The organism is Kitasatospora sp. NPDC001664, from assembly GCF_053596675.1.
Map to the genome: position 1 here is coordinate 24,830 of NZ_JBSFGS010000004.1, position 22,710 is coordinate 47,539.

Consider the following 22,710-nt stretch of genomic DNA (forward strand, 5'->3'; position numbering starts at 1 on the left):
GGTACGTCAGCACCGGAGAGCTCCATTCTGACTGCTCCACGGGGCGCGCCGACCCGGCGTTCACTGTGACATAGCTCTCCCGACGCCTCCCCGCCGACGTGTCCTCACCTGCCGCCCCATGGTTCAATCACCCCCGTCCGGAACTACCGCGCACCCGTCCGGGGAGGCCCGCCTTGACCACCACCGCCGCCCCCGGCGCCGGGCTCACGCCCCGTCAGGCCGAGCGCCGCCGCCGCATCCTGCGGGCCTCCACCGCGCTGGCCGCCCGGGGCGGGTACGAGGCGGTGCAGATGCGCGAGGTGGCGGAGACGGCGGAGGTCGCACTCGGCACCCTCTACCGCTACTTCCCCTCCAAGGTGCACCTGTTGGTCGCGGTGATGCAGGAGCAGCTCCAGCACCTCCACGAACAGGTCCGCCGCCACCCACCGACCGGGGACGACCCGGCGGCCAGGGTCGCCGAGACCCTGACCCAGGCCTTCCACGCGCTCCAGCGCGAGCCCCGGCTCGCGGAGGCCATGGTGCGCGCCCTCTCCTTCGCCGACCGCTCGGTGAGCGCCGAGGTGGACGCCGTCTCCGCCGTCACCTCCGCCATCGTCCTGGACGCCGCCCAGCTCGGCCCCACCCCCACCCCGGCCCAGCAGGCCGCCCTCCGCGTGGTCGCCCACACCTGGCACGCCACCCTGCTCGCCTGGCTCTCCGGCCGCACCTCGCTGGCGGAGGTCCGCGCCGACCTCCACACCGCGGCCCGCCTGCTGACCCTCTGAGACCCTGACCGCCCGTCAGGGCGCGGTGTACCCCTTGGGCAGGACGATGCTCTTGGTCTCCAGGTACTCGGCGAAGCCCTCGGGGCCGAACTCGCGGCCGACGCCGGACTGCTTGTAGCCGCCGAAGGGGACGCCGCAGTCGAGGGTGAAGGTGTTGACCGCGTAGGTGCCGGTGCGGATCCGGCGGGCCACGTCCAGGCCGCGTTCGACGTCGGCGGTCCAGACGCTGCCGGAGAGGCCGAACTCGGAGTCGTTCGCCAGCCGGACGGCCTGCTCCTCGTCCTGGTAGGGCGTCAGGCAGACCACCGGGCCGAAGACCTCCTCCTGGGCGATCCGGCTGGAGTTGTCGACGTCGCCGAAGAGCGTCGGCTCGACGTACCAGCCGCGCTCCAGTCCGGCCGGCACCCCGCCACCGGTGAGCAGCTTGGCGCCCTCCTCCTGGGCCAGCGCGATGCAGTCCAGGCTGCGCTGCCGCTGACGCGCCGTCACCAGCGGGCCGACGGCCGTGCCCGGGTCGAGCGGGTCCCCGACCGGGAGGGCGGCGACGGCGGCCGTGAGGCGCTCGGCCAGCTCCTCGTAGTGGGAGGCGGGGGCGAGGATCCGGGTCTGGGCGATGCAGGCCTGGCCGTTGTTGAGGTAGGCGGCGGTGGTCAGGGAGCGGACGGTGCGGTCCAGGTCGGCGTCGGGGAGCACGATCGCGGCGGACTTGCCGCCGAGCTCCAGGGTGACCTTCTTGAGGGTGCGGGCGGCACTGGCCATCACCAGCCGCCCGGCGGCGACCGAGCCGGTGAAGGAGACCTTGTCCACGCCGGGGTGGCCGACCAGGTACGCCCCGGTCCCCCGGTCGGCGGGCAGGATGCTCAGCACGCCCTCGGGCAGCCCGGCCTCGCGGACCACCTCGGCCAGCACGTAGGCGTCCAGCGGGGTCTCCGGCGACGGCTTGAGCACCACGGTGCAGCCCGCCAGCAGGGCGGGCGCCAGCTTGGAGGCGGCGGCGAACTGCGGGACGTTCCACGGCACCACCGCCGCCACCACCCCGGCCGGCTCGCTGCGCACCAGGGCCCGGCCGAAGGCCCCGTCCCGCAGCTCCTCGAAGGGGTGCGCCTCGGCCACCCGGATGTACGCGTCCCAGATCGCCACCGGTCCGTACGCCTGGGCGGGCACGCTCCAGGAGATCGGCGAGCCGTTCTGAGAGGTGATCAGCTCGGCCAGCTCCCGGGCCCGGGCGGCCAGGCCGTCCTTGATCCGGCGCACCACCGCGATCCGCTCGGCCGGCGAGGTCCGGGGCCAGGGGCCCTCGTCGAAGGCCCGGCGGGCGGCGGCCACCGCGCGGTCCACGTCCGCCTCGGCGGCGTGCGGCACCCGGCCGATCACCTGCTCGGTGTGCGGGGAGACCACCTCGATCACCGCGTCCCCGGCCGGGGCGCTCCACGCGCCTCCGATGAACAGCTCGCCGTGCTCCACTACCCCGGTCATCCCCGACTCCTCCGCCCGACGGACCGAAAAACTGGTACCAGTTCTAGTCCGTGGGGAGGGGTGGCGTCCAGACCGTGTCGGTACGGAGCGCGACGGCCGGAAGGTTAGAGTCTTGAACCGCTGGTACAACTTCATCCGCTCCTCGTCGGGGGAAGCCGGTGGTACTCCGGCACTGACCCGCAGCCGTGAAAGTCGGAATGCCCGTCCGGGAGCGAGCGGCCACGTCGAGGTCTACGGGCGGTTCCCCCACCGCCGCACCACCGCTCAGCGAAAGGTCCACCCACCGCCATGCTCACCACTGCCCGCGCGGGCGCCGCCCTGGCCACCACCGCCTTGGCCACCGCCGCCCTGCTGGCCGGCACCGCCGCCCCCGCCCTCGCGGACACCCCGTCAGCCTCCCCCTCCCCGGTCGCCGCCCCCGCCGAGGTCTACGGCAAGGGCGACCCGACGTACGACGGCGTGTGGCGCCAGTCGCTGGCCCTCACCGCGCTCGCCGCCACCGGCGTGGTGCCCGCCGACGCCGCGGTGAACTGGCTGACCGGCCAGCAGTGCGCGGACGGCGGCTGGCCCTCGTTCCGCGCCGACACCTCCTCCGCCGCCGCGACCACCGGCGCCTGCGACCCCAAGGCCGAGGACACCAACGCCACCGCCATGGCCGTCCAGGCGCTGAGCAAGCTGGACGGACACCAGAACTCCGTCAGCCGGGGCGTCGAGTGGCTGAAGAAGGTCCAGAACGCGGACGGCAGTTGGGCCTACAACCCCGGCAACCCCGGCGACGCCAACTCCACCGGACTGGCCGTCAGCGCCCTGCTCACCGTCGGCACCGACCCGGCCACCGTGGCCAAGGACGGCAAGACCGCCTACGACGGCCTGGCCCTCTTCCAGCTCGGCTGCGCCGCCCCGGTCGGCGAGCGCGGCGCCTTCGGCTACCAGCCGCTCCCGGACGGCTCGCTCGCCCCGAACGGGCTGGCCAGCGCCCAGGCCGCGCTCGCCGCGGCCGGCGGCAAGCTGCCGGTCACCAACACCAACCGGGCGGACGCCGCGCCCAAGCCGCTCGACTGCTCCACCACCACCTCGGGCCCGGTGCCGCGCGCGGCCTCCGCCGAGGCCGTCTCCGCCCACCTGGTCGCGCAGCTGGCGGCCAACGGCCAGCACTTGATGCTCAACACCCCCGGCGCCGCGCCCACCCCCGACTACAACGCCACCGCCTGGGCCGCGCTCAGCCTGATCCAGGCCGGCCACCCCACCGAGGCCGCCGGTGCCGCCGACTGGCTGGCCGGCAACGGCTACGCCTGGGCCGCCAAGGGCGCCTCCGGCACCGACGCCTCGGCCGCCGCCATCCTGGTGCTGACCGCCCAGGCGTCCGGGCGCGACCCGCTCAACTACGGCGGCAGCAACATCCTCCAGCTGCTCATCGACGCCGGCCCGGCGCCCAAGTCCGTCCCGCCCGCCGCGAGCGCCGCCGCCTCGGAGTACCCCAAGGGCACCAAGGCCCCCGGCTCCTCCATCACCGAGGCCGACGACAACGGCGGCTTCTCCCCGTTCTGGCTGATCGGCGTCGGCCTGCTGATCGGCATCGGCGGCGGCCTGCTGCTCAGCCTCCAGCGCAAGCGCGGCGCCCACGCCCCGGGCGGCGGCAAGCCGGCCGCCGAGCCCGCGGAGAAGCCCGCCTCCGAGCCCTCCTCCGAGCCCTCCGCGAAGGACCGGCCGGACACCGACGAGGGCGACGGGCAGAAGTGACGCCCCGTCGACCCGGCGCGGCGGTGACGGCCCCGGCCCTCACCGCCGCGCTCGCCCTCCTGCTGGCCAGCCTGCTCACCGTCCTGCTCCCCTCCCCCGCGCACGCCACCGGCTACCGCTACTGGTCGTTCTGGAAGGCGACCGGCTCCGGCTGGACCTACCAGCAGCAGGGCCCCGCCGTGTACGTGCCGCCGGACGGTGCCGTGGACGGCTGGCGCTTCGCGGTCAGCCCCGACGGCGGCCAGGACGCCGCGCGGCCCACCGGCTCCGGCGACTTCGCCGCGCTCTGCGCCGCCACCCCCGCCCAGCCCGGCAAGAAGCGGGTCGCCGTGGTGCTCGACTTCGGCACCGCCGCCGACGCCCCGTCCGGCGAGACCCCGCCCACCCCCTCGCCGCGCACCGGCTGCGCCGCCGTACCGGCCGCCGCCACCTCGGCCGAGGTGCTGGCCACCCTGGCCCCACCGCTGCGGTACGACTCGGCCGGCATCCTGTGCGCCATCTCCGGCTACCCGAAGGCCGGTTGCGGCGACGTGGTGAACGCCGCCGGGTCCGCGACCGCCTCCGGCGACACGGACTCCGGCGACAGGGGATCCGGCGGCTCCGGCCCGGCGCTGGGCGTGGTCGCGGGCGCCGCACTGGTGGCGGCCCTGGCCGGGGCGGCCGTCTGGCAGGCCCGCCGCCGCCGTTCCTGACCCACCGTCACTCCCTCCCCCTCCCCTCCTCGCGTCCCGAAGGTCCTCCCCGTGTCCCGAGCCACCACCCGCTCCGCGATCGGCCCGCGCCGTCTGCACCCCGGCGCGTGGTGGCTCTGGGCGCTCGGCCTCGGGGCGGCCGCCTCCCGGACCACGAACCCGCTGCTGCTCCTGCTGATCGTCGCCGTCGCCGGGTACGTGGTCGCCGCCCGCCGCTCCACCGAGCCGTGGGCCCGCTCCTACGGAACCTTCCTGCGGCTCGCCCTGGTGGTGCTGGGGATCCGGCTGGTCTTCACCGTGCTGCTCGGCTCGGCCGTCGGCGGCACCCACGTCGTCCTCACCCTGCCCCAACTCCCGCTCCCCGACTGGGCGCAGGGGGTGCGCATCGGCGGCCGGGTGACGCTCGAGGCGCTGCTCTTCTCGCTCTACCAGAGCCTGCGACTGGCCACCCTGCTGATCTGCGTGGGCGCGGCCAACTCCCTCGCCAGCCCCTCCCGCCTGCTGCGCACCCTGCCCGGCGCGCTCTACGAGGCGGGGGTGGCCGCCGTGGTGGCGATGACCTTCGCGCCGAACCTGGTCGCCGACGTCCAACGGGTGCGCACCGCGCGGCGGTTGCGCGGCCGCTCGGACAAGGGGGTCAACGCGCTGCTCAGCGTCGGGCTGCCGGTGCTGGAGAGTGCGCTCGAACGGTCCGTCGCCCTGGCCGCCGCGATGGACAGCCGGGGCTTCGGCCGGACCGCCGACGTACCGCCGAGGATCGCCCGGACCACCGCGGCGCTGACCCTGCTCGGCCTGATCGGCGTCTGCGCCGCCTGCTACGGGCTGCTCAGCGCGGACGGCGGCGGCTGGGCGCTCCCGGTCCTGGTGCTCGGCCTGCTGGCCGCCGGGGCCGGGCTGGCGCTCGGCGGCCGCCGTTCGGTGCGCACCCGCTACCGGCCGGACCCGTGGGCCTGGCGCGAGTGGGCGGTGGCCGGCTCGGGCGCCGCCGTGGCCGGGCTGCTGGTGCTGCTCTCGCTCCACGATCCCACCGGCTTCAACCCGACCGTGGTGCCGCCGAGTTGGCCCACCCTGCCGCTGCTCCCCGCGCTGGCCGTCCTGCTCGGCCTGCTCCCCGCCTTCGTCGCCCCCACTCCCACCCCGAGGCAGCCGTGATCACCTTCGACCAGGTCTCCGTCCGGTACCAGGACGCCGCCGCCCCGGTGCTGCGCGAGGTGAGCCTGAGCGTCCCGGAGGGCGAACTCTGCCTGGTGGTCGGCCCGTCCGGGGTCGGCAAGTCCACCCTGCTGGGCACCGTGAGCGGCCTGGTCCCGCACTTCACCGGCGGCGTGCTGACCGGCCGGGTCACCGTGGCCGGCCGGGACACCCGGGAGCACCGCCCGCGCGAACTCGCCGACGTGGTCGGCACGGTGGGCCAGGACCCGCTGGCACACTTCGTCACCGACACCGTCGAGGACGAACTCGCCTACGGCATGGAGTCCCTGGGCCTGGCCCCCGAGGTGATGCGCCGCCGGGTGGAGGAGACCCTCGACCTGCTGGGCCTGGCCGAGCTGCGCGACCGCCCGCTCACCGCCCTCTCCGGCGGCCAGCAGCAGCGCGTCGCCATCGGCTCCGTGCTCACGGCCCACCCCCGGGTCCTGGTGCTGGACGAGCCGACCTCCGCCCTCGACCCCGGCGCGGCCGAGGAGGTGCTCGCGGTGCTGCAGCGCCTGGTGCACGACCTCGGCACCACCGTGCTGCTCACCGAACACCGCCTGGAGCGGGTGGTCCAGTACGCCGACCAGGTGCTGCTGCTCTCCCCCGACTCCCCTCCCCTGCTGGACGATCCGGCCGCCGTGATGGCCGTCTCGCCGGTCCACCCGCCGGTGGTCGGCCTCGGCCGGGCGGCCGGCTGGAGCCCGCTGCCGCTGACCGTCCGGGACGCCCGCCGCAAGGCCGCCCCGCTGCGCGCCGCCCTGGACGGCCGGACGCCGCCCGCCGCCTCGGCCACTCCCGGCCCCACCCTGGCCGAGGTCGGCCGCCTGGTGGTCAGGCGCGGCCCGAACCCGGTCCTACGAGGCGTCCAACTCTCGCTCTCCGCAGGGGAGATCACCGCCCTGATGGGCCGCAACGGCGCGGGCAAGTCCACCCTGCTCGCCACCCTCACCGGCCTGCACCGCCCCGACTCCGGAACCGTCCGGCTCGGCGAGCTGGCCACCGCCCCGCACAAGGCCAAGCCCCGCGAGCTGATCCGCCACGTCGGCCTCGTCCCGCAGGACCCGCGCGACCTGCTCTACGCCGAGACGGTGGCCGCCGAGTGCGCCGGGGCCGACGCCGACTCCGGCGCGGAGCCCGGCAGTTGCCGCGCCCTGGTGGCCCGGCTGCTCCCCGGCATCGACGACGCCCTGCACCCCCGCGACCTCTCCGAGGGCCAACGGCTCACCCTCGCCCTCGCCGTCGTCCTCACCGCCCGCCCGCCGCTGCTCCTGCTGGACGAGCCCACCCGCGGCCTGGACTACGCCGCCAAGGCCCGCCTGGTCACCGTCCTGCGCGAACTCGCCGCCGACGGCCACGCCGTCCTGCTCGCCACCCACGACGTGGAGCTGGCCGCCGAACTCGCCCACCGCACCGTCATCCTGGCCGACGGCGAGATCGTCGCGGACGGCCCGAGCGCCGAGATCGTGGTCTCCTCCCCGGCCTTCGCCCCCCAGGTCGCCAAGGTCCTCGCCCCGCTCCCCTGGCTGACGGTCCCCCAGGTCACCGCCGCCCTCGCGGAGTCCGCCTCGTGACCGCCCCCGCGACCTCCCTCGACCGCCCCGTCCCCCTCGGCCGCCGCTCCGTCGCCCTGCTCCTGCTCATCACCGTCATCGGCGTGATCGCCTTCGGCTGGCCACTGCTCGCCGACCCCTCCTCCACCCTGGCCTACCACTCCGCCGACGCCCCGTGGCTGTTCGCGCTGCTGATGCCCCTGCTCATCGGCGTCGTCATCGCCCAGATCTCCGAAGGCGGCGACGGACAGGCCGGGTTGGACGCCAAGTCGGTCGCCCTGCTCGGCGTGCTGGCCGCGGTCGGCGCGGCGCTGCGCCCGCTCGGCGCGGGCACCGCCGGGCTGGAGCCGATGTTCTTCCTGATCGTGCTCTCCGGCCGGGTGCTCGGCCCGGGCTTCGGCTTCGTCCTCGGCGCGCTCACCATGTTCGCCTCCGCCCTGCTCACCGCCGGCGTCGGCCCCTGGCTCCCGTTCCAGATGCTCAGCATGGGCTGGGTCTGCCTCGGCGCCGGCCTCCTCCCCGGCCCCGCCACCCTCCGCGGCCGCCGCGAACTCGCCCTGCTCGCCACCTACGGCGCCCTCTCCGCCCTCGCCTACGGCACCGTCATGAACCTCCAGGGCTGGCCCTACCTCGGCGCCGGCCTCCCCCCGGCCCTCTCCTACTCCCCCGACGCCCCCCTCACCACCAACCTCGCCCACTTCCTCGCCTACTGCCTCACCACCTCCCTCGGCTGGGACCTCCCCCGCGCCGCCCTCACCGCCACCCTCTGCCTCACCATCGGCGCCCCCGTCCTCCGCACCCTCCGCCGAGCCACCCGCCGCGCCGCCTTCTCCACCCCGGCCACCTTCGAGCCCACCGACACGCACCTTGGGCGCCCGTAATACGCGTCATACAATGGCGTGCATGGCCAAGACCAGGATCAGCATCAGCCTCGACGAGGAGCACGCCGAGCGGATAAGGCAGCACGCCGAACGCGCCGGCATGGACGTCTCCGCCTACCTCGTCAACGCGGCCACCCGCCAGATGGCCGAAGTGGAGGCCGCCGAGGCCCAGTTCGCACACATCGACTCCGCGATCGCGGCCGCCAGTGCGGCCGCCGCCGACTCGCTTCCCCCTCTGCCCGAGGTCACGGCCGAGGACCTCACGGAAGAGGAGCGGCGCGAGGTCGAGGCAGCCATGGCACTGGTCTACGGCACCGACCCGCAAGCCGCCCGTCCGGGCCACGCAGCGTGACCGCACGGGTCCCGGTCTACGACACCGGGATGCTGATCGCCCTCGCGGACCGCAAGCCGAAGGCGGTCGCGCTGCACGCGCGACTCAAGGACACGCCCCACCGTGCGGTGGTGCTCGGGCCGGTCCTGGCCCAGGTCTGGAGGCCGACCCCCGGGCTCGTGCACGGCCTCGCCGTCATGCTCCGGGACTGCACCGTGCCCCAGGCGCGCAGTTCGTCACCTGCCATGCGTCCCACTTCAGCCGGCCAGACCTCCTGCATCACCTGCGCCACCGGGCCCGATCTGACGGACTGGCAGCGCATCGGCACCGTCCTCGGCTCGGCCGACCTCCCGGCCAAGAAGCGCCCCGACGCGGTCGAGGGTCTGGTGGCCCTGACCGCCGCCCGCCACGGCAGCGCCGCCGTCTTCACCAGCGACCCCGCGGACATCACCGCCTACCTCACCGCGCTCAACGCCCATGACGTTCACGTCATCCCCGTGTGACCCGGCGCCGTCCCGACGCACGGAGGCCCCGGCGCGCCGTAGGGGCGGGCCGGGGCCGGTGGGGGCAACTCGCCTGGCGTCAGGCCTGCTTCGGGCCCGCCGACTGGACGACCTCGAAGGACCAGAGCTCGGCGCCGGTGGCGGCCGGGCGGGGCTGCTCGCCGTCCTTCGGGGCACCGCCGCCGTGGGCGGCGCGGGCCGGGCCGTCGGCCCAGGCCTGGTAGTGCTCCTCGCTGGCCCAGCGGGTGTAGACGAGGTAGCGGTCGCTGCCCTCGACCGGGCGGAGCAGCTCGAACCACTCGAAGCCGTCCGAGCCCTCGACCGAGCCGGCCCGGGAGGCGAACCGCTGCTCCAGCGTCTCCCGCATCTCGGCGGGCACCGTCAACACGTTGATCTTCACGACAGACATGCCACCCACCTTACGGGGCCGAGCCCGCCGCCTCCGCGTACCCTCCCGCGCACCAGTCGACGAGCAGCAGGTCGAACTCCGCCATCAGCCCGGCCAGCCACGGGACGTCCTGCGGTGCCACCGCCGCGCCGAGCCCGACCGCCAGGACCTGCTCGCCGTCGCAGCGCCCGTAGACCACCACCGGCCCGGCCTCGACCGCGAAGGAGCTGGTCACCCGGCCCTGGCCGTCCCGCAGGGAGACGCCGGTGTACGTACGCGTCACGGGGAGCAGCTCGTACAGCCGGCCCAGCGTCAGGGAGCCGGCCAGCGGCTCCGCCGGGCCCCGCCGCAGGTGCAGCTCGGTGAAGCCCCAGAAGGCCGACTCCCCCTCGCCGACCCGGGAGGAGCACTCGTCCCAGATCCGCCGGACCGCCCGCAGCTCCGCCTCCACCCCGGCCAGGAGGCGGCGTTCGACCAGTTCGGTCTGCCGCCAGTCGTCCTCGTGGATCACCAGATCGTCGTCGCCGCCCGGCGCCGGGGAGAGCGGCGGCAGCTCCGCGCAGAGGGTCGGGAGGGTGTAGCCGACCTGCTGCGGGTCGGCCGTCTCGATCCGACGGACCGTCAGCACCGCCCGCCCCTCGGCCAGGACCTCCGCCCGCGCGGCCGGCTGCGCCCGGACGACCTCCCAGTGGGCCCCGCCGATGCCGAGCCGGACGCCCGGCTCGAAGGATTCCGGGAGCTCCTGCACCGCGTACTCGGCGGATCCCAGCGGCAGGCCGTCGGCCTCGTCGACCGCCACGACCTCGATCAGCTCACTACGTGCCATGGCCGGATGCTAACAAGCGCCGGCCGGACGGCCGTTCGGCTTTCCGGTCAGGAGGCGAGCGCGAGCGCCAGGGCCGCCGCGGAGAGCAGGGTGAAGAGCACCGAGCCGGGCGCGCCCTTGGTGTCGCCGACCCGCAGGTGGGCGACCACCGCGCCGAGGAAGTAGAGCACCAGGCCGACGGCGGCGGCGATGCCGAGCGGGCGGAAGGCGATGCCCGCGAGCAGGCCGAGCGCGCCCGCCGCCTTGGCGGCGGCCAGCAGCGGGAGACGGCTCTCGGGGACGCCGAGGGCGGGGAGGCCGCCGACGATCTTGGGGTCCTTCGTCAGGAAGGCGCGGGCCGAGAAGCTCAGGCCGACCGCGAGCAGGACGGCCAGCACGACGTACGCGATGAACACGGGGACTCCAGGGGGATCATTCATAGATGGACGGCAATCATTGAACACCATCAACGATATAAGTCAACCAATGATTCTCGCCCGGCTACGATGGGCCCATGGAGAACGCCGAGGGACCGGCCGACGGGCCGATGGACCGACTCGGGTTCGTGCTGGCCTGGCACGGCGCGGCCACCGACACCCGCATCCGCCGCGCCCTCAGCACCAGCGGCCTCGGCCCGCGGCACACCATGACCCTGATGCACCTCGGCTCCGCCCCGGTCGGCCAGCGGCAGCTCGCCGAGCGGCTCGGCGTCGACCCGAGCGTGCTGGTCGCCCTGCTCAACGACCTGGAGGGCGCCGGTCTGGTCGAGCGCCGCCGCGACCCGGCCGACCGCCGCCGCCACATCGTCGAGATCACCCCGGCCGGGACCACCACCCTCGACCACCTCGACCGCACCCTCACCGAGGTCGAGTCCACCCTCTTCGGCGACCTCTCCGAACGCGAACGGGCCACCCTGCGGAAGCTCTTGGGCCGGATCAACACCTCCCCGGGCGACCACGCCTGCGAGGCCTGACGCCCACCCGGTAATTCACTGCCCATCGGCGGGCCCCGCTCCTAGGGTGGCCCGATGACCGACTATCAGGCAGCAAGCGACCGAACCGTCTGGCAGGCCGACTTCGAGCGGCGGACGCTGGCCGCCTACCAGGAGGCCGGGTGCTCACCCGCCCTCGCCCGGGCCCTCTTCGACCGCGGCACCAAGCGCCTCCCCGACTGGACCGTCCTCACCGACGGCACCCACTGGCTCGCCCTCTCCGTCGTCGACGGCTTCGGCGGCGTCCACGACCTCACCGACCCGGCCGCGCTCCCCTTCGCCGAACGCTGGTGCGCCGAACGGGGCGCCACCCGGATCGAGACCCGCCGCACCGGCGGCCCCGGCCCGTTCGCCGACTACCCGGTCATCGGCCAGAACCGGATGCGCACCTTCTCCACCACCGAACCCCCGCAGCCACCGCCCGGCCTGACGGTCCGTCCGCTCACCGAGGCCGAGTTCCCCGCCTGGCGCGCCTCGGAGGAGGCCGCGTACATCTTCGACATCCTCCGGGCCGGCGCTCTCACCCCCGAGGAGGCCAAGGCCAAGTCCGACCGCGACTTCGCCGAGGAGCTCCCCCAGGGCCGGCACACCCCCGGCCACGGCTTCTACGCCTTCGAAGCCGCCGGCGAGGTGGTCGGCACCGGCTGGGTCCAGCACTCCTTCCTCCCCGGCACCACCTTCGGCTTCTCCCTGGAGATCCACGAGCAGCACCGCGGCAAGGGCCACGGCCGCGCCGCCATGGCCGCCGGCGAGTGGATCACCCGCCAGGGCGGCGACGACTCCCTGATGTTCAACGTCTTCGGCGGCAACGAGGTCGCCATGAACCTCTACGACGCCACCGGCTTCACCGTCATCGACGAGACCCGCTCCCGCCCGGTCAACTGACTCAGGGATTCCGGGAGTTCATGCTGCCGCGTCCCGCAGCAGGTCGTGCAGGGTCTGGGCGTGGGCCAGGTACTCGTCCCCGTCCCGGGCCGCGAAGTGCAGGTCGATCAGCGGCTCGGCGCCCAACTGCCGTACGGCGGAGGAGAGGTAGGCCGCGAGCTGGTGCGGGGTGCCGCGGCCGGGGGTGCGGTCGTCCTCGGTCGGGGTGAGGACGGGGTTGACGCGCAGGACGAGGCGGAGGGCGTCGGGGTCGCGGCCGGCCGCCTCGGCGTGGCCGCGGACGGTGGTCCAGAGGGAGGTGAGGGCCGGGAGGGGGAGGCCGACGCCGAGCCAGCCGTCGGCGCGGCGGCCGGCCCGCTCCAGGGCGCCGGGGCTGGTGCCGCCCAACAGCAGGGGAGGGCGCGGGCGTTGGACGGGCTTGGCCTGGATGGCGGAGGGCGGGACGGTCCACAGGTCGCCGGTGTGGGAGACCTCCTCGCCGTCGGCCCAGATCCGTTCCAGGACGTCCAGCGTCTCCTCCAGCCGGGCCGCCTGGCCGCGCCAGGGGACACCCACCGCCTGGTACTCGTCCTTGGACCAGCCCAGCCCGAGCCCCACGTCCAGGCGGCCGTCGCTGACCACGTCGAGGGTGGTGAGGGTACGGGCCAGCAGGACCGGCGGGTACCAGAGCGCGTTGAGGGTGCTGGTGCCCAGGCGGGCGCGGCGGGTGGCGCCGGCCGCGACGGTGAGCAGGGTCAGCGGGTCCAGGAAGGTGCGGTGCTCGTCGGGTGCCACGCCCGTCCCGCCGGGGTAGCGGTTCTGCGGCTCGCGCGGGACCAGGATGCGGTCGCCGACCCAGAGGCTGTCGTAGCCGATCTGCTCCGCGTCGGCCGCGAGGCGGGCCGACAGCCCGGGGCCGGCGAACCGGCCGTACTGGGGAATGGACAGTCCGATGCGCATGACGGGTGAGGCCCTCCGGATCAGTGGCGGCGGGAACAGACCCTATCGACGGAGTGCGTACCCACCTCCGCCAGTTGACGTACTCCCGGGCAGTGTCCGTCGGTCACCGGGGGCAGTCCGGCCGTCCCCCGCGGGCACCTGCGGCGGCCGCCTCAGTACGTCCGGCCCTCGCCGCGCTGCGGCGGCTGCGGGGCCCGGTCGGGCCGGTCGCCGCCGAGCTGGGAGCTGAGCTTGGTGAGCAGGTCGGCGAGTTCGGTGAACTGCTGCTCGTCGTAGTCGCCGAGGAGCTTGGCGAGTTGGGAGCGGCGGGCGGCGACCAGCCGGTCCGCGACCTCGGCCCCGGCCTCGGTGAGGCGCAGCGGCAGCCCGTTGCGGACCGCCAGGCCGCGGCCCTCCACCTCGCGGGCGGCCTCCTCGATGACGGCCACCGGCACGGTCTTGTGCTCGGCCAGTTCGGCCGGTTCGGCGTAGCCGTGGCGGTGCATCTGGAGGATGAGCCAGCTGGAGGCGGGCTTGAGGTCGAGCCCGGCCTCGGCGGTGATCCGGCGGAACAGGTCGCGGCGGGCGTCCCGGGTGCCGAGCACCGACAGGGCCCGGGCGATCTCGTCCAGCGAGGAGCGCTCCACCGGGTTGACCCCGATCGACTCGCTGAGGTCGGGGGCGGTGACGGTGGTGCGCAGCGGCTGCTCCCGCAGGAAGAGCGCGAGCACGAAGGCGAGCACCGCGACCGGCACCGCGTAGAGGAAGACCTGGGTGATCGACTCGGCGTAGGCGTGGTAGATCCCGGCCTGGGCGGGCGCGGGCAGGGTGGCGATCGAGCGCGGGTCGGAGGAGATCGCCTCCGGGCTGAAGCCGGGCGGCAGCTGAACGCCGGTCAGGTCCTCGACCAGGCGCCGGTTGAGCCCGCTGGCGAAGATCGTGCCGAAGATCGAGACGCCGAAGGAGGCACCGATCGAGCGGAAGAAGGTGGCGCCGGCGGTGGCCACGCCGAGGTCCTCGTAGCCGACCGAGTTCTGCACGATCAGCACCAGCACCTGCATCACCAGGCCGAGCCCGAGGCCGAAGACCAGGAAGTAGAGGCTCATCTCGGTGGTGGAGCTGTGCTCGGTGAGCCGGGAGAGCAGCCAGAGGCCGACCGCCGTCACGGCGGTGCCGGCGATCGGGAAGACCCGGTAGCGGCCGGTGCGGGAGACGATCTGGCCGGAGCCGATCGAGGTGAGCAGCATGCCGAGCACCATCGGCAGCATGTGGATGCCGGACATGGTCGGCGAGACCTGCATGACCACCTGGAGGAAGGTCGGCAGGTAGGTCAGCGCCCCGAACATCGCGAAGCCGACCACGAAGGAGATCACCGCGACCAGGCTGAAGGTCGACGAGCGGAACAGCCGCAGCGGCAGCACCGGCTCCACCGCCCGGCGCTCCACCTGGACGAAGACCGCGAGCAGCAGCAGTCCGAGCACCCCGAGGCCGATGATCTGCCAGGAGCCCCACTCCCAGGTGGTGCCGCCGAGCGAGGTCATCAGCACCAGGCAGGTGGCGACCGCGGCGATCAGGACGGTGCCGAGGTAGTCGATGGTGTGCTGCCGCTTCACCTCGCTGCCGTGCAGCACGGCGGCGATCACCAGCAGCGCCACGATGCCGATCGGCAGGTTGACGTAGAACACCCAGCGCCAGCTGAGGTTGTCGACGAAGACGCCGCCGAGCAGCGGCCCGAGCACGCTGGTGACGCCGAAGACCGCCCCGAACAGGCCCTGGTACTTGCCGCGGTCGCGCGGCGGGACCAGGTCGCCGACGATCGCCTGCGAGAGCACCATCAGACCGCCGCCGCCCAGGCCCTGGAGCGCGCGGAAGGCGATCAGCTCGCCCATGTTCTGGGCCAGTCCGCAGAGGCCGGAGCCGATCAGGAAGAGCACGATCGACGCCTGGAAGAAGCGCTTGCGGCCGTACATGTCGCCGAGCTTGCCCCAGAGCGGGGTGGCGGCCGTGGAGGCCAGCATGTACGCGGTGACCACCCAGGAGAGGTGCTCCAGGCCTCCCAGGTCGCTGACGATGGTGGGCAGCGCGGTGGAGACGATGGTCTGGTCGAGCGCCGCCAGCAGCATCGCCAGCAGCAGGGCGCCGATCGGCACCCACAGCTTGTGGACCGTCTCCCCCGGGGGCTCCGGCTCCCCGGACCGCACCGGCGTGGCCGCCTCCGCCATGCCCGCTCCTCGCTGCTCGGGGCCCGCACGGTACCCGCACCGCACCCGGGATGATGATCAGACAGATTCCCCCATGATGTCAGAAATGTCTGATTCGGCATCAGGTCGCTGCGCCATCCGTACCGCTGACGGCCACCGATCCTTCACCTGTCCGGATTCGGCACCAACCCGGACAAGCTCCCCTGCGTCCCTGTCCACCCACCGGAACCTCCTGCATAATCAGCCCCGTTCGAGCGCCACCACCACCGAGGAGGCCGGCCCATGCCGGGAGAGCACCACGAGGGGCCGCTGGTCCGGCCGTACGTGCCCGCCCCGGCCGCCCCGGCGGACGACCCGTTCGCCACCCAGGTCATGCCGCCCGTCCCGCCGGACGGCTTCGCCACCCAGCTGATGCCGCCCGCGCCGCCGATGGCCGCGCCGCCGCAGGACGCCGCCGCCACCCAGCTGCTCCCCCCGGTTCCGCCCGCACCGCCCGGGTACCCGGTGCCGCCCGCGCCCACCCAGCAACCGATCCCGGTCCAGCAGATCGCGGACCTCCAGCTGGTGCCCGGCCCGCCCCCGCCGCCGCCCACCGCCGAGGCCGACCTCGGCGTCTTCGGCTTCCGCAACGTGCCCCAGGGCGCTCCCGGCGGCCGGGCCGAGCGGCGCCAGCAGGAGCAGGAGTCGGCCGGGCGCAGACGCACCGTCATCATCGGCGCGGGCGTGGGCATCGCGGCGGTCGGCGCCGGCCTGGCCTTCCTGCTCGCCCCCACCGAAGCGAAGGACTCGAACGACAACGCCCTGCCCGTCCCGGTCGGCTCCTACCAGCCCAGCCCCACCCCCACCCCCGAGTCGGCCGCCGAGACCCCCTCGGCCACCGGCTCCCCGAGCGCCACCCGCACCACCGCCAAGCCCAAGCCGACCCCGGCCCGCACCACCGCCGCTCCCACCACCACGGCCCCGGTCGCCCCGGCCCCCGTCACCTCGGCAGCGCCGACCAGCGCGGCGCCGAGCACCACCACTCCCGCACCGCCGCCGACCCCCCGGGTGCTGGAGCTCCACATGGAGGGCCCCGACGTGGCCGAGCTCCAGCAGCGCCTGCTCACCGCCCTCCCCTGGATCGCCTGGGACGTCGACTTCACCGAGGGCGTGTACGACGAGGAGACCGTGCGGGCGGTCAAGTACTTCCAGGACAACGTCCCGCGCGAGGTCAAGGGCGACCCCAGGGGTGTCTACGGTCCCAAGACCCGCGCGGCGCTGGAGAAGCGGAGCTGACCGTCAGCCGGTGGCCGCCTTGAAGAGGCTGAAGGCGGACATCGCCAGCATGATGCAGGCCGCCACCCGGATGATCACCTTCATCGGGACGTACTGGAGCAGCTTCTGCCCGCCCAGGATGGCGATGGCGCTGACCGAGCACAGCGCCAGCCAGGCGCCGATGCCGACGGAGAGCGGATCGGCGTACTTGGCGGCCAGGTTGGCGGTCATGATCTGGGTGAGGTCGCCGAACTCGGCCACCGCGACCAGCAGGAAGCTCGCGCCGGCCACCTTCCAGAAGGAGCCGGAGGAGGGCTGCTTGGCCTCGTGGCCCTCGTCCTCCTCCTCGCCCTTGGGCCAGAGCAGCATCACCGCGCCGGCCAGGAAGAGCAGACCGGTGACGCCCTCCACCCAGCGCTGCGGCAGCAGCGAGAGCAGGTGGCCGGCCACCAGGGCGATGCCCACCTGGAGGGCGAAGGCGGCGGCGATGCCCGCGAAGACGTAGCTCGCGCGGTACTTGGTGCCGAGCACCAGGGAGGCCAGCGCGGTCTTGTCGGGGAGTTCGGCGAGGAAGACGATGCCGAAGGTGATCGCGGCGACGGTGATACTCATCGGAGCGTGTGGCCCTTCATCGGGTCGGGGCTGCCCGCCGCGATGACCCGTGGAAGGGGACGCCTCGGCACGGCAGCACTGGTCAATGTTCACAGCACTGCGGCCGAAGGTCTCGCCGACACCCGCGAACGGGTGTCCCGGGCACCGGGCTCCCGTACGGGCGAGCCAGTATGTCGACGCTCCGGTGGAGGGCTACTCCCCTTCAACAACCCGGCAAGCCTACCTGCTGACCGCGGCCCGGCCAACCAGCTCCAGCACCACCACGACCGCCACCGCCTCCACCACCAGCAGAGCGACCAGCACGAAGAGCTGGACCGCCCCGGCCTCCAGCGCGCTGGCCCCGCCCAGCAGCATCCCGACGAAGGCCCCGGGCAGCGTGACGAGCCCCACCGTCCTGGTCTGGTCGAGCGCCGGGACCAGCGAGGTGGCCGCGGCCGTGCGGCAGATCTCCAGCCGGGCGTCGCGCTCCTCGAAACCGAGCGCCAGGGCGGCCTCCACCTCTCCCCGACGCTGCGTCAGCTCGTCCAGCGCACGGCGCCCGGCCAAGGAGGTGGCGGTCAGCGCGCCGCCGGTCAGGATGCCCGCGACCGGGATCACCGAGAGGCCCTGGAAGGGCAGCAGCCCGGAGCCGAGCAGGAGCAGCAGCACCGGGAACACCCCCGCCCCGATCGGCACCGCGGCCCACCCCCACCCACGGCCGGCCGGGACCATCCGCCGCCCGGCGGTGCGCACCGCCACCGAGAACATCAGCAGCACGAAGGCGGCCGAGGTCCACATCGACCCGGCCACCCAGGTGATCACCAACGCCACCGCGGCCAGCTGGAGCACCGCCCGCAGCCCGGCCCGCAGCACCGCCGCCCCGTGCCCGAGCCGGCCCAGCCCGGCCACCGCGACGCTGGCCGCGAGCAGCAGCGCCGTCGCCACCCCCAGCGCGGGTCCGACGGGCAGCAGTTGAGCGGCCATCAGATCCAGGTGGTGAACCACATCCGGTCCTGCCAGTCCGACATCGGGATCACCTCCGCCGTGTAGAGCGGCAGGAAGAACGCGAAGCACCCCATCACCGCCAGCACGATCGCGCCCGCACCCACCGCGCCCCAGCGCCGCCGCTCCGCCGAGCACCCCTCGGGCCCCAGCAGGGCGCCGAGCATCTGGGCCACCGCCAGGCAGAGGAAGGGCACCAACACCACCATGTAGAAGGAGAAGGTGGTGCGCTCCTGGTAGCCGAACCAGGGCAGGAGGATCCCGGCCACCGCGCAGAGCACCGCACCGGAGCGCCAGTCCCGCCGGAAGAACCAGCGCCAGAACACGTACAGCAGGGCGAAGCAGCCCGCCCACCAGAGCAGCGGGGTGCCGAGGGCGAGGATCTGCGAGGCGCAGCCGCCGGAGCTGGTGCAGCCCTGCTGGCCGTCGGGCACCTGCTGCCAGTACATGGAGACCGGACGGCCCTGGACCAGCCAGCTCCAGGCGTTGGACTGGTAGGTGTGCGGGGTGGAGAGTCCGGTGTTGAAGTCGTACATCTGCTGCTGGTAGTGCCACCAGCTCCGCAGCGCCGCGGGCACCCAGGACGACCCCTGGGCCCACTGCCGGTCGTAGCCGCCGTCGGTGACGAACCATCCGGTCCAGGAGAGCGGGTAGACCAGAGCCGCGACGCCGACCGTGGAGAGGAAGGCGGGCACCGCGTCGCGGCGCAGCATCGAGGGCCAGGGCCGGCGGGCCCCGGCCCGGCGGCGGGCGGCCTGGTCCCAGAGCACGGTCAGCAGGCCGAGGGCGGCCAGCACGGGAAGGCCGCTCCACTTCACCGAGCAGGCGCAGCCGAGCAGCACCCCGGCGGCCAGCCGCCAGGGCCGCAACCCGAGCCGGGCCCGGTCCCCGTCCGCCGCGCCCGACGGGCCGCCGGTCCGGTACGCGGGCAGCCGCTCGCGCGTCCGGTCGCGGTCGACCAGCAGGCAGCCGAAGGCGGCCAGCACGAAGAACATCAGCACGCCGTCCAGCAGGCCGACCCGGCTCATCACGAACTGGAGGCCGTCCACCGACATCAGCAGCGCCGCGGTGCAGCCCAGCAGGGTGGAGCCGAACAGCCGGCGCCCGATCCGGGCCAGCATCAGCACCGTGACGGTGCCGAGCAGGGCGACCGCGAACCGCCAGCCGAACGGGTGAAGGCCGTAGGCCCACTCGCCGAGCGAGATGACCCACTTGCCCAGCGGCGGGTGGGCGATGAACTCGGGGGCGCCGGTCAGCGGGATCTGCTGCGGGACGCCGAGGATCAGCGCGTTGGCGTCGTCCGGCCAGACGCCCTCGTAGCCCTGCCGGAGCAGGGACCAGGCGTCCTTGGGGTAGTACGTCTCGTCGAAGACGAAGGCGTTGGGGTACCCGAGGTTCCAGAACCGCAGCAGCCCGGCGAAGAGCGCCACCGCGACCGGCCCGAGCCAGCCCGAGTGCCGGGCCGGCCAGGACTGCTGCACCCTCTCGACGACGGTCCTGCCCACGTCCGCTTGCGTCGTCGCCGTCATGCCCTCGCCGATTCGTCGCCTGGCCCTGCGCCCTGACCGTCCGACAGTTTTGTCGGCTTTGCCGGGAATCCTAGCCGTGACGGCGGGTCAGGCGAGGACGATCACCTCAGGCCGGGACGATGTTGTGGTTCAGGTGGAAGACGTTCTCCGGGTCGTAGGCCGACTTCACGGCCGCCAGCCGACGGGCGTTGCCGGTGCCGAGCCCGGCGGCGACCCGGTCCGGGCCCTCGTCGCCGATGAAGTTGAGGTAGACGGCGCCGATCGACCAGGGCTTCATGTCGTCCCGCACCGCGTGCACCCAGGCCGCGCCCCGCGCGTCGTCGGCCGGGTCCTCCCAGACCCCGAACGGGTGGACCGCCCAGGGGGCCACCCGCCAGGGCACCGGGTGGTCGCCCGCGCCGCGGGCCACCGCGCCGCCCATCGGGAACACCACGTGGATCGAGGCGGAGGGGCAGATCATCTCCGGCGCCCGGGCGCAGAACAGGTCGGCGGCCTGCCCGGGGAACTCGCTCAGGTACTCGGCCGACCAGTAGTTCCGCTCCCCGGGCGGGTCGTCCAGCATGCACTGGACGTCCGCGTACGGGAGCTCGGCGATCATCTCCCCGGCGTGGCCGTCGGCCAGCATCGGGGCGAACACCTCGCGGGCCGCCGCCTCGCCGCCGGTGTAGGTGAGCAGCACGGCGACGGTCAGCTTGCCGACCAGCTGCTCGGGGACGAAGGGCTCGGGCGGGCCGGTGAGGTAGACGAAGCCGCCGCCGACCTCGTCGGGCGCGGCCGCCATGTACTCGGTGTAGCGGCGCAGGACGGTGGGGCCGGCCTCCGGCGGCCAGAGCAGCATGGCCATCGTGAAGTTGGGCAACTCGTGGAGCTTGAAGGTCAGTTGGGTGGCAACGCCGAAGTTCCCGCCGCCACCGTGCAGGGCCCAGAACAGCTCGGGGTGACGGTCCTCGTCGGCGGTGACCAGTTCGCCCTCGGCCGTCACCAGGGTGACCGCGAGCAGGTTGTCGCAGGCCAGGCCGTACTTGCGCTCCAGCCAGCCGGAGCCGCCGCCGAGGGTGAGCCCGGCCACGCCGGTGGAGGAGTCCCGGCCGCCGGTGGTGGCCAGGCCGTAGGGCTGGGTGGCCCGGTCCAGGTCGGCCATCACCGCTCCGCCGCCGACCCGTACGGTGCCCTCCTCCGGGTCGACCACCACGGAGTTCATCCGGCGCAGGTCGACCACCAGGCCGTCGTTGACGGAGGCTCCGGTGACGGCGTGGCCGCCGGCCCGGACGGCGATCTCCAGGCCGTTCTCCCGGCCGAAGGCGATCGCGGCGGCCACGTCGGCCGGTCCTTCGCACTGGGCGATCACCCGGGGGTGACGGTCGATCATCGAGTTGAAGACCGTGCGGGCCTCGTCGTACCCGGCTCCGTCGGGGGTGATCACCTCACCGGCGAAGCCGGCGCGCAGATCGGCCAGCAGTTTGGGGTGGAGTTCGGCGGCCATGGCACTCGCCCTCTCAGGAGGGGCGCCCCTGCTGCTGGTCCGGCGTGCCGCCCTCCCCCGGCGCCGGGACGGCGGGACACCCCGCACGGCCGCACCGACGCGCTCCACGTCCCTCAAACGTAGACCCGGCCGTCACCCGACGCATTCTCGGGTGACGGCCGGGCCGTGGGGCTCGCGAGGGGCCGGATCAGGCCGCGGTGCCGAGCTTCTCGACGGTGATCCGGGCGTTGTCCTGAGCCGGCGTCAGCTCGACCCGCAGGCGCAGTGCCAGCACCACGATCAGCACGGTGCAGAGCGTCATCGCGGCCAGGTAGACCGGCCAGGTGCCGGAGCCGACCAGCAGCACGCCGACGGCGGGGCCGACCGCGATGGCGATCTGCTTCACCAGCGCGTAGCCCGAGTTGTAGGTGCCGAGCAGCCGGGCCGGGGCCAGGTCGGCGACGATCGGGCCCAGGGTCGGGGCCAGCAGCGACTCGCCGACGCCGAACAGCGCGTAGACCGCGATGATCGCGACGGTGGCGGCCACCGCCTCGCCCCGGACCAGTCCGGCCACCAGGGCCATCAGCCAGGCGCCCAGCCAGACCACACCGGCGGCGGCCATCGCCGTGGTGCGGCGGCGGCGCTCGGTGATCTTCACGACGAACATCTGCAGCACCACGATGGTCAGCGCGTTGGCGCCGATCGCCAGGCCCAGGGTGGACGGGGCGGTGCCGACGGTGTCGGTGGCGAAGGCCGCGACGCCGGACTCGAACTGGCCGTAGCAGGTGAAGAAGATCAGACCGGCCAGCAGGCAGAGCCGCAGCATCGCCTTGTCCCTGACCAGCGCGGTGAGCCCCTGCGGGCCCTTGGAGCCACCGGCGGGGGTGAGCACCGGCTCGGCGGCCGGGATCCGGGCGGTACCGGTCACCAGGGCCAGGCCCAGGAAGGTGAGCGCCTCGATGGTGAACAGGCGGGTCAGGCTGGCCGGCTCGGCCACGTCCACGATCTGGCCGCCGACCAGGGCGCCGATGCCCATGCCGAGGTTGATCAGGGTGAACTGGAGCGCGAAGGCCCGCGAGCGGCTCGCCTTGGTCGAGCAGCGCACGATCATCGTGGCCAGCGCGGGCTGACAGGTCGTCACACCGGCGCCGAACAGGAAGGAGGAGACCATCAGCGCGGCCGTGCCGGTGGCGTGCCCGAAGGCGAACGCGCCGGTGGCGGCCATCGCGGCACCGGCCAGCAGCACCGGCCGCGGCCCGTACCGGTCGATGCCCCGGCCGGTGAACGGCAGCACGGCGAGCGCGGCCAGCGCGAAGACGGTGAACACCATCCCGGCGGCCAGCGAGCCCAGCCCGCGCACCTGGTCCACGTAGACGAACATGTACGGCATCGTGAACCCGCTGCCGAACGCGCTGAGCGCGTTTCCGATCTGGACGCGGCGCAGCGGACCGCCCGCCCCGAGACGCCTGCCCTGCTGCTTCACCGTGCCGGCCACCGTGCACACCCTTTCAAGAGATACTCTTAAGCCCAGAAGATTTCAGACCTAAACTCTA

At 74.0% G+C, this 22,710-nt stretch carries 22 protein-coding genes and 1 riboswitch; of the genes, 11 read left to right on the forward strand and 11 right to left on the reverse strand.

Translation table 11 applies throughout. The features are described from left to right. Positions 1-173: 173 nt before the first annotated feature. Entirely contained in the window at positions 174-764 is a 591-nt protein-coding gene (locus tag ACWCYY_RS07135) for a TetR family transcriptional regulator (protein WP_345285020.1), read from the forward strand. A gap of 15 nt (positions 765-779) precedes the next feature. On the opposite strand, the gene ACWCYY_RS07140 is transcribed toward ACWCYY_RS07135, so the two are convergent. Next, entirely contained in the window at positions 780-2,240 is a 1,461-nt protein-coding gene (locus ACWCYY_RS07140) for an aldehyde dehydrogenase (RefSeq protein WP_449795386.1), read from the reverse strand. Between the two features lie 104 nt (positions 2,241-2,344). After that, a riboswitch (cobalamin riboswitch) is annotated at positions 2,345-2,463 on the forward strand. Positions 2,464-2,528: 65 nt separating this feature from the next. Here ACWCYY_RS07140 and ACWCYY_RS07145 point away from each other — a divergent pair. From ACWCYY_RS07145 to ACWCYY_RS07175, 7 genes are read left to right on the forward strand one after another with little or no spacing between them, the layout of a single operon-like run. Beyond that, positions 2,529-3,980: a prenyltransferase/squalene oxidase repeat-containing protein gene (locus tag ACWCYY_RS07145; RefSeq protein WP_449795387.1), complete on the forward strand. Its 1,452-nt coding sequence runs from the start codon at positions 2,529-2,531 to the stop codon at positions 3,978-3,980. Continuing rightward, positions 3,977-4,672: an SCO2322 family protein gene (locus ACWCYY_RS07150; protein ID WP_449795388.1), complete on the forward strand. Its 696-nt coding sequence runs from the start codon at positions 3,977-3,979 to the stop codon at positions 4,670-4,672. Before ACWCYY_RS07145 ends, ACWCYY_RS07150 begins: the two co-directional genes overlap by 4 nt. A gap of 51 nt (positions 4,673-4,723) precedes the next feature. After that, on the forward strand, positions 4,724-5,824 hold the full coding sequence (locus ACWCYY_RS07155) for an energy-coupling factor transporter transmembrane component T (RefSeq protein WP_449795389.1): 1,101 nt from the start codon (positions 4,724-4,726) through the stop codon (positions 5,822-5,824). After that, complete coding sequence (locus ACWCYY_RS07160) at positions 5,821-7,437, forward strand: ABC transporter ATP-binding protein (protein WP_449795390.1); 1,617 nt, start codon at positions 5,821-5,823, stop codon at positions 7,435-7,437. The genes ACWCYY_RS07155 and ACWCYY_RS07160 overlap by 4 nt, the downstream gene beginning before the upstream one ends. After that, positions 7,434-8,297: an ECF transporter S component gene (locus ACWCYY_RS07165; RefSeq protein ID WP_345285008.1), complete on the forward strand. Its 864-nt coding sequence runs from the start codon at positions 7,434-7,436 to the stop codon at positions 8,295-8,297. Before ACWCYY_RS07160 ends, ACWCYY_RS07165 begins: the two co-directional genes overlap by 4 nt. 22 nt (positions 8,298-8,319) lie before the next feature. Next, on the forward strand, positions 8,320-8,649 hold the full coding sequence (locus ACWCYY_RS07170) for a plasmid mobilization protein (protein ID WP_449795391.1): 330 nt from the start codon (positions 8,320-8,322) through the stop codon (positions 8,647-8,649). After that, positions 8,646-9,131 carry a hypothetical protein gene (locus ACWCYY_RS07175; protein WP_449795392.1) on the forward strand — a complete coding sequence of 162 codons (486 nt, stop codon included), beginning with the start codon at positions 8,646-8,648 and terminating at the stop codon, positions 9,129-9,131. Before ACWCYY_RS07170 ends, ACWCYY_RS07175 begins: the two co-directional genes overlap by 4 nt. Before the next feature lie 79 nt (positions 9,132-9,210). Here the strand turns inward: ACWCYY_RS07175 and ACWCYY_RS07180 are convergent, their stop codons facing one another. From ACWCYY_RS07180 to ACWCYY_RS07190, 3 genes are read right to left on the reverse strand one after another with little or no spacing between them, the layout of a single operon-like run. After that, positions 9,211-9,540, reverse strand: coding sequence for an antibiotic biosynthesis monooxygenase family protein (locus tag ACWCYY_RS07180; protein WP_345285002.1), 330 nt, complete (start codon positions 9,538-9,540; stop codon positions 9,211-9,213). A 10-nt stretch (positions 9,541-9,550) separates the two neighbouring features. After that, positions 9,551-10,345: a hypothetical protein gene (locus tag ACWCYY_RS07185; protein ID WP_345285000.1), complete on the reverse strand. Its 795-nt coding sequence runs from the start codon at positions 10,343-10,345 to the stop codon at positions 9,551-9,553. 47 nt (positions 10,346-10,392) lie between these two features. Further along, positions 10,393-10,740: a DoxX family protein gene (locus tag ACWCYY_RS07190; RefSeq protein WP_345284998.1), complete on the reverse strand. Its 348-nt coding sequence runs from the start codon at positions 10,738-10,740 to the stop codon at positions 10,393-10,395. Between the two features lie 98 nt (positions 10,741-10,838). Here ACWCYY_RS07190 and ACWCYY_RS07195 point away from each other — a divergent pair, with 98 nt between their 5' ends. Further along, positions 10,839-11,297: a MarR family winged helix-turn-helix transcriptional regulator gene (locus ACWCYY_RS07195; protein ID WP_345284996.1), complete on the forward strand. Its 459-nt coding sequence runs from the start codon at positions 10,839-10,841 to the stop codon at positions 11,295-11,297. Between the two features lie 54 nt (positions 11,298-11,351). Beyond that, on the forward strand, positions 11,352-12,200 hold the full coding sequence (locus ACWCYY_RS07200) for an N-acetyltransferase family protein (RefSeq protein WP_449795393.1): 849 nt from the start codon (positions 11,352-11,354) through the stop codon (positions 12,198-12,200). Between the two features lie 18 nt (positions 12,201-12,218). Here the strand turns inward: ACWCYY_RS07200 and ACWCYY_RS07205 are convergent, their stop codons facing one another. Further along, the gene (locus ACWCYY_RS07205) at positions 12,219-13,139 is read right to left on the reverse strand and encodes an LLM class flavin-dependent oxidoreductase (RefSeq protein WP_449795394.1); all 921 of its coding nucleotides are present in this window, start codon (positions 13,137-13,139) and stop codon (positions 12,219-12,221) included. Between the two features lie 152 nt (positions 13,140-13,291). Then, entirely contained in the window at positions 13,292-15,340 is a 2,049-nt protein-coding gene (locus ACWCYY_RS07210; protein ID WP_345284984.1) for an MFS transporter, read from the reverse strand. A 261-nt stretch (positions 15,341-15,601) separates the two neighbouring features. Between ACWCYY_RS07210 and ACWCYY_RS07215 the strand changes: the two genes are divergently transcribed. Next, positions 15,602-16,594 (forward strand): peptidoglycan-binding domain-containing protein, encoded by a 993-nt coding sequence (locus tag ACWCYY_RS07215; protein ID WP_345284982.1) that lies wholly within the window; start codon positions 15,602-15,604, stop codon positions 16,592-16,594. 3 nt (positions 16,595-16,597) lie between these two features. On the opposite strand, the gene ACWCYY_RS07220 is transcribed toward ACWCYY_RS07215, so the two are convergent. The 5 genes from ACWCYY_RS07220 to ACWCYY_RS07240 all read right to left on the reverse strand — a co-directional run bounded on the left by ACWCYY_RS07220 (position 16,598) and on the right by ACWCYY_RS07240 (position 22,652). Continuing rightward, positions 16,598-17,185 (reverse strand): TMEM165/GDT1 family protein, encoded by a 588-nt coding sequence (locus ACWCYY_RS07220; RefSeq protein ID WP_345284980.1) that lies wholly within the window; start codon positions 17,183-17,185, stop codon positions 16,598-16,600. A gap of 219 nt (positions 17,186-17,404) precedes the next feature. Then, a complete protein-coding gene (locus ACWCYY_RS07225; protein ID WP_449795395.1) occupies positions 17,405-18,148 on the reverse strand; it encodes an ABC transporter permease in 744 nt (247 codons plus the stop codon). After that, entirely contained in the window at positions 18,148-19,671 is a 1,524-nt protein-coding gene (locus tag ACWCYY_RS07230; protein ID WP_449795396.1) for a dolichyl-phosphate-mannose--protein mannosyltransferase, read from the reverse strand. Before ACWCYY_RS07230 ends, ACWCYY_RS07225 begins: the two co-directional genes overlap by 1 nt. 130 nt (positions 19,672-19,801) lie before the next feature. Beyond that, positions 19,802-21,178 (reverse strand): FAD-binding oxidoreductase, encoded by a 1,377-nt coding sequence (locus ACWCYY_RS07235; protein ID WP_345284974.1) that lies wholly within the window; start codon positions 21,176-21,178, stop codon positions 19,802-19,804. A gap of 187 nt (positions 21,179-21,365) precedes the next feature. Further along, positions 21,366-22,652 carry an MFS transporter gene (locus ACWCYY_RS07240; RefSeq protein WP_345284972.1) on the reverse strand — a complete coding sequence of 429 codons (1,287 nt, stop codon included), beginning with the start codon at positions 22,650-22,652 and terminating at the stop codon, positions 21,366-21,368. Positions 22,653-22,710 lie beyond the last annotated feature (58 nt).

Bases quoted from the DNA above. Each gene is read 5' to 3' on its own strand.
- ACWCYY_RS07140 (WP_449795386.1), bottom strand. From the start codon at position 2,240: ATGACCGGGGTAGTGGAGCACGGCGAGCTGTTCATCGGAGGCGCGTGG.
- ACWCYY_RS07145 (WP_449795387.1), top strand. From the start codon at position 2,529: ATGCTCACCACTGCCCGCGCGGGCGCCGCCCTGGCCACCACCGCCTTG.
- ACWCYY_RS07170 (WP_449795391.1), top strand. From the start codon at position 8,320: ATGGCCAAGACCAGGATCAGCATCAGCCTCGACGAGGAGCACGCCGAG.
- ACWCYY_RS07180 (WP_345285002.1), bottom strand. From the start codon at position 9,540: ATGTCTGTCGTGAAGATCAACGTGTTGACGGTGCCCGCCGAGATGCGG.
- ACWCYY_RS07185 (WP_345285000.1), bottom strand. From the start codon at position 10,345: ATGGCACGTAGTGAGCTGATCGAGGTCGTGGCGGTCGACGAGGCCGAC.
- ACWCYY_RS07195 (WP_345284996.1), top strand. From the start codon at position 10,839: ATGGAGAACGCCGAGGGACCGGCCGACGGGCCGATGGACCGACTCGGG.
- ACWCYY_RS07200 (WP_449795393.1), top strand. From the start codon at position 11,352: ATGACCGACTATCAGGCAGCAAGCGACCGAACCGTCTGGCAGGCCGAC.
- ACWCYY_RS07205 (WP_449795394.1), bottom strand. From the start codon at position 13,139: ATGCGCATCGGACTGTCCATTCCCCAGTACGGCCGGTTCGCCGGCCCC.
- ACWCYY_RS07210 (WP_345284984.1), bottom strand. From the start codon at position 15,340: ATGGCGGAGGCGGCCACGCCGGTGCGGTCCGGGGAGCCGGAGCCCCCG.
- ACWCYY_RS07215 (WP_345284982.1), top strand. From the start codon at position 15,602: ATGCCGGGAGAGCACCACGAGGGGCCGCTGGTCCGGCCGTACGTGCCC.
- ACWCYY_RS07220 (WP_345284980.1), bottom strand. From the start codon at position 17,185: ATGAGTATCACCGTCGCCGCGATCACCTTCGGCATCGTCTTCCTCGCC.
- ACWCYY_RS07225 (WP_449795395.1), bottom strand. From the start codon at position 18,148: ATGGCCGCTCAACTGCTGCCCGTCGGACCCGCGCTGGGGGTGGCGACG.
- ACWCYY_RS07235 (WP_345284974.1), bottom strand. From the start codon at position 21,178: ATGGCCGCCGAACTCCACCCCAAACTGCTGGCCGATCTGCGCGCCGGC.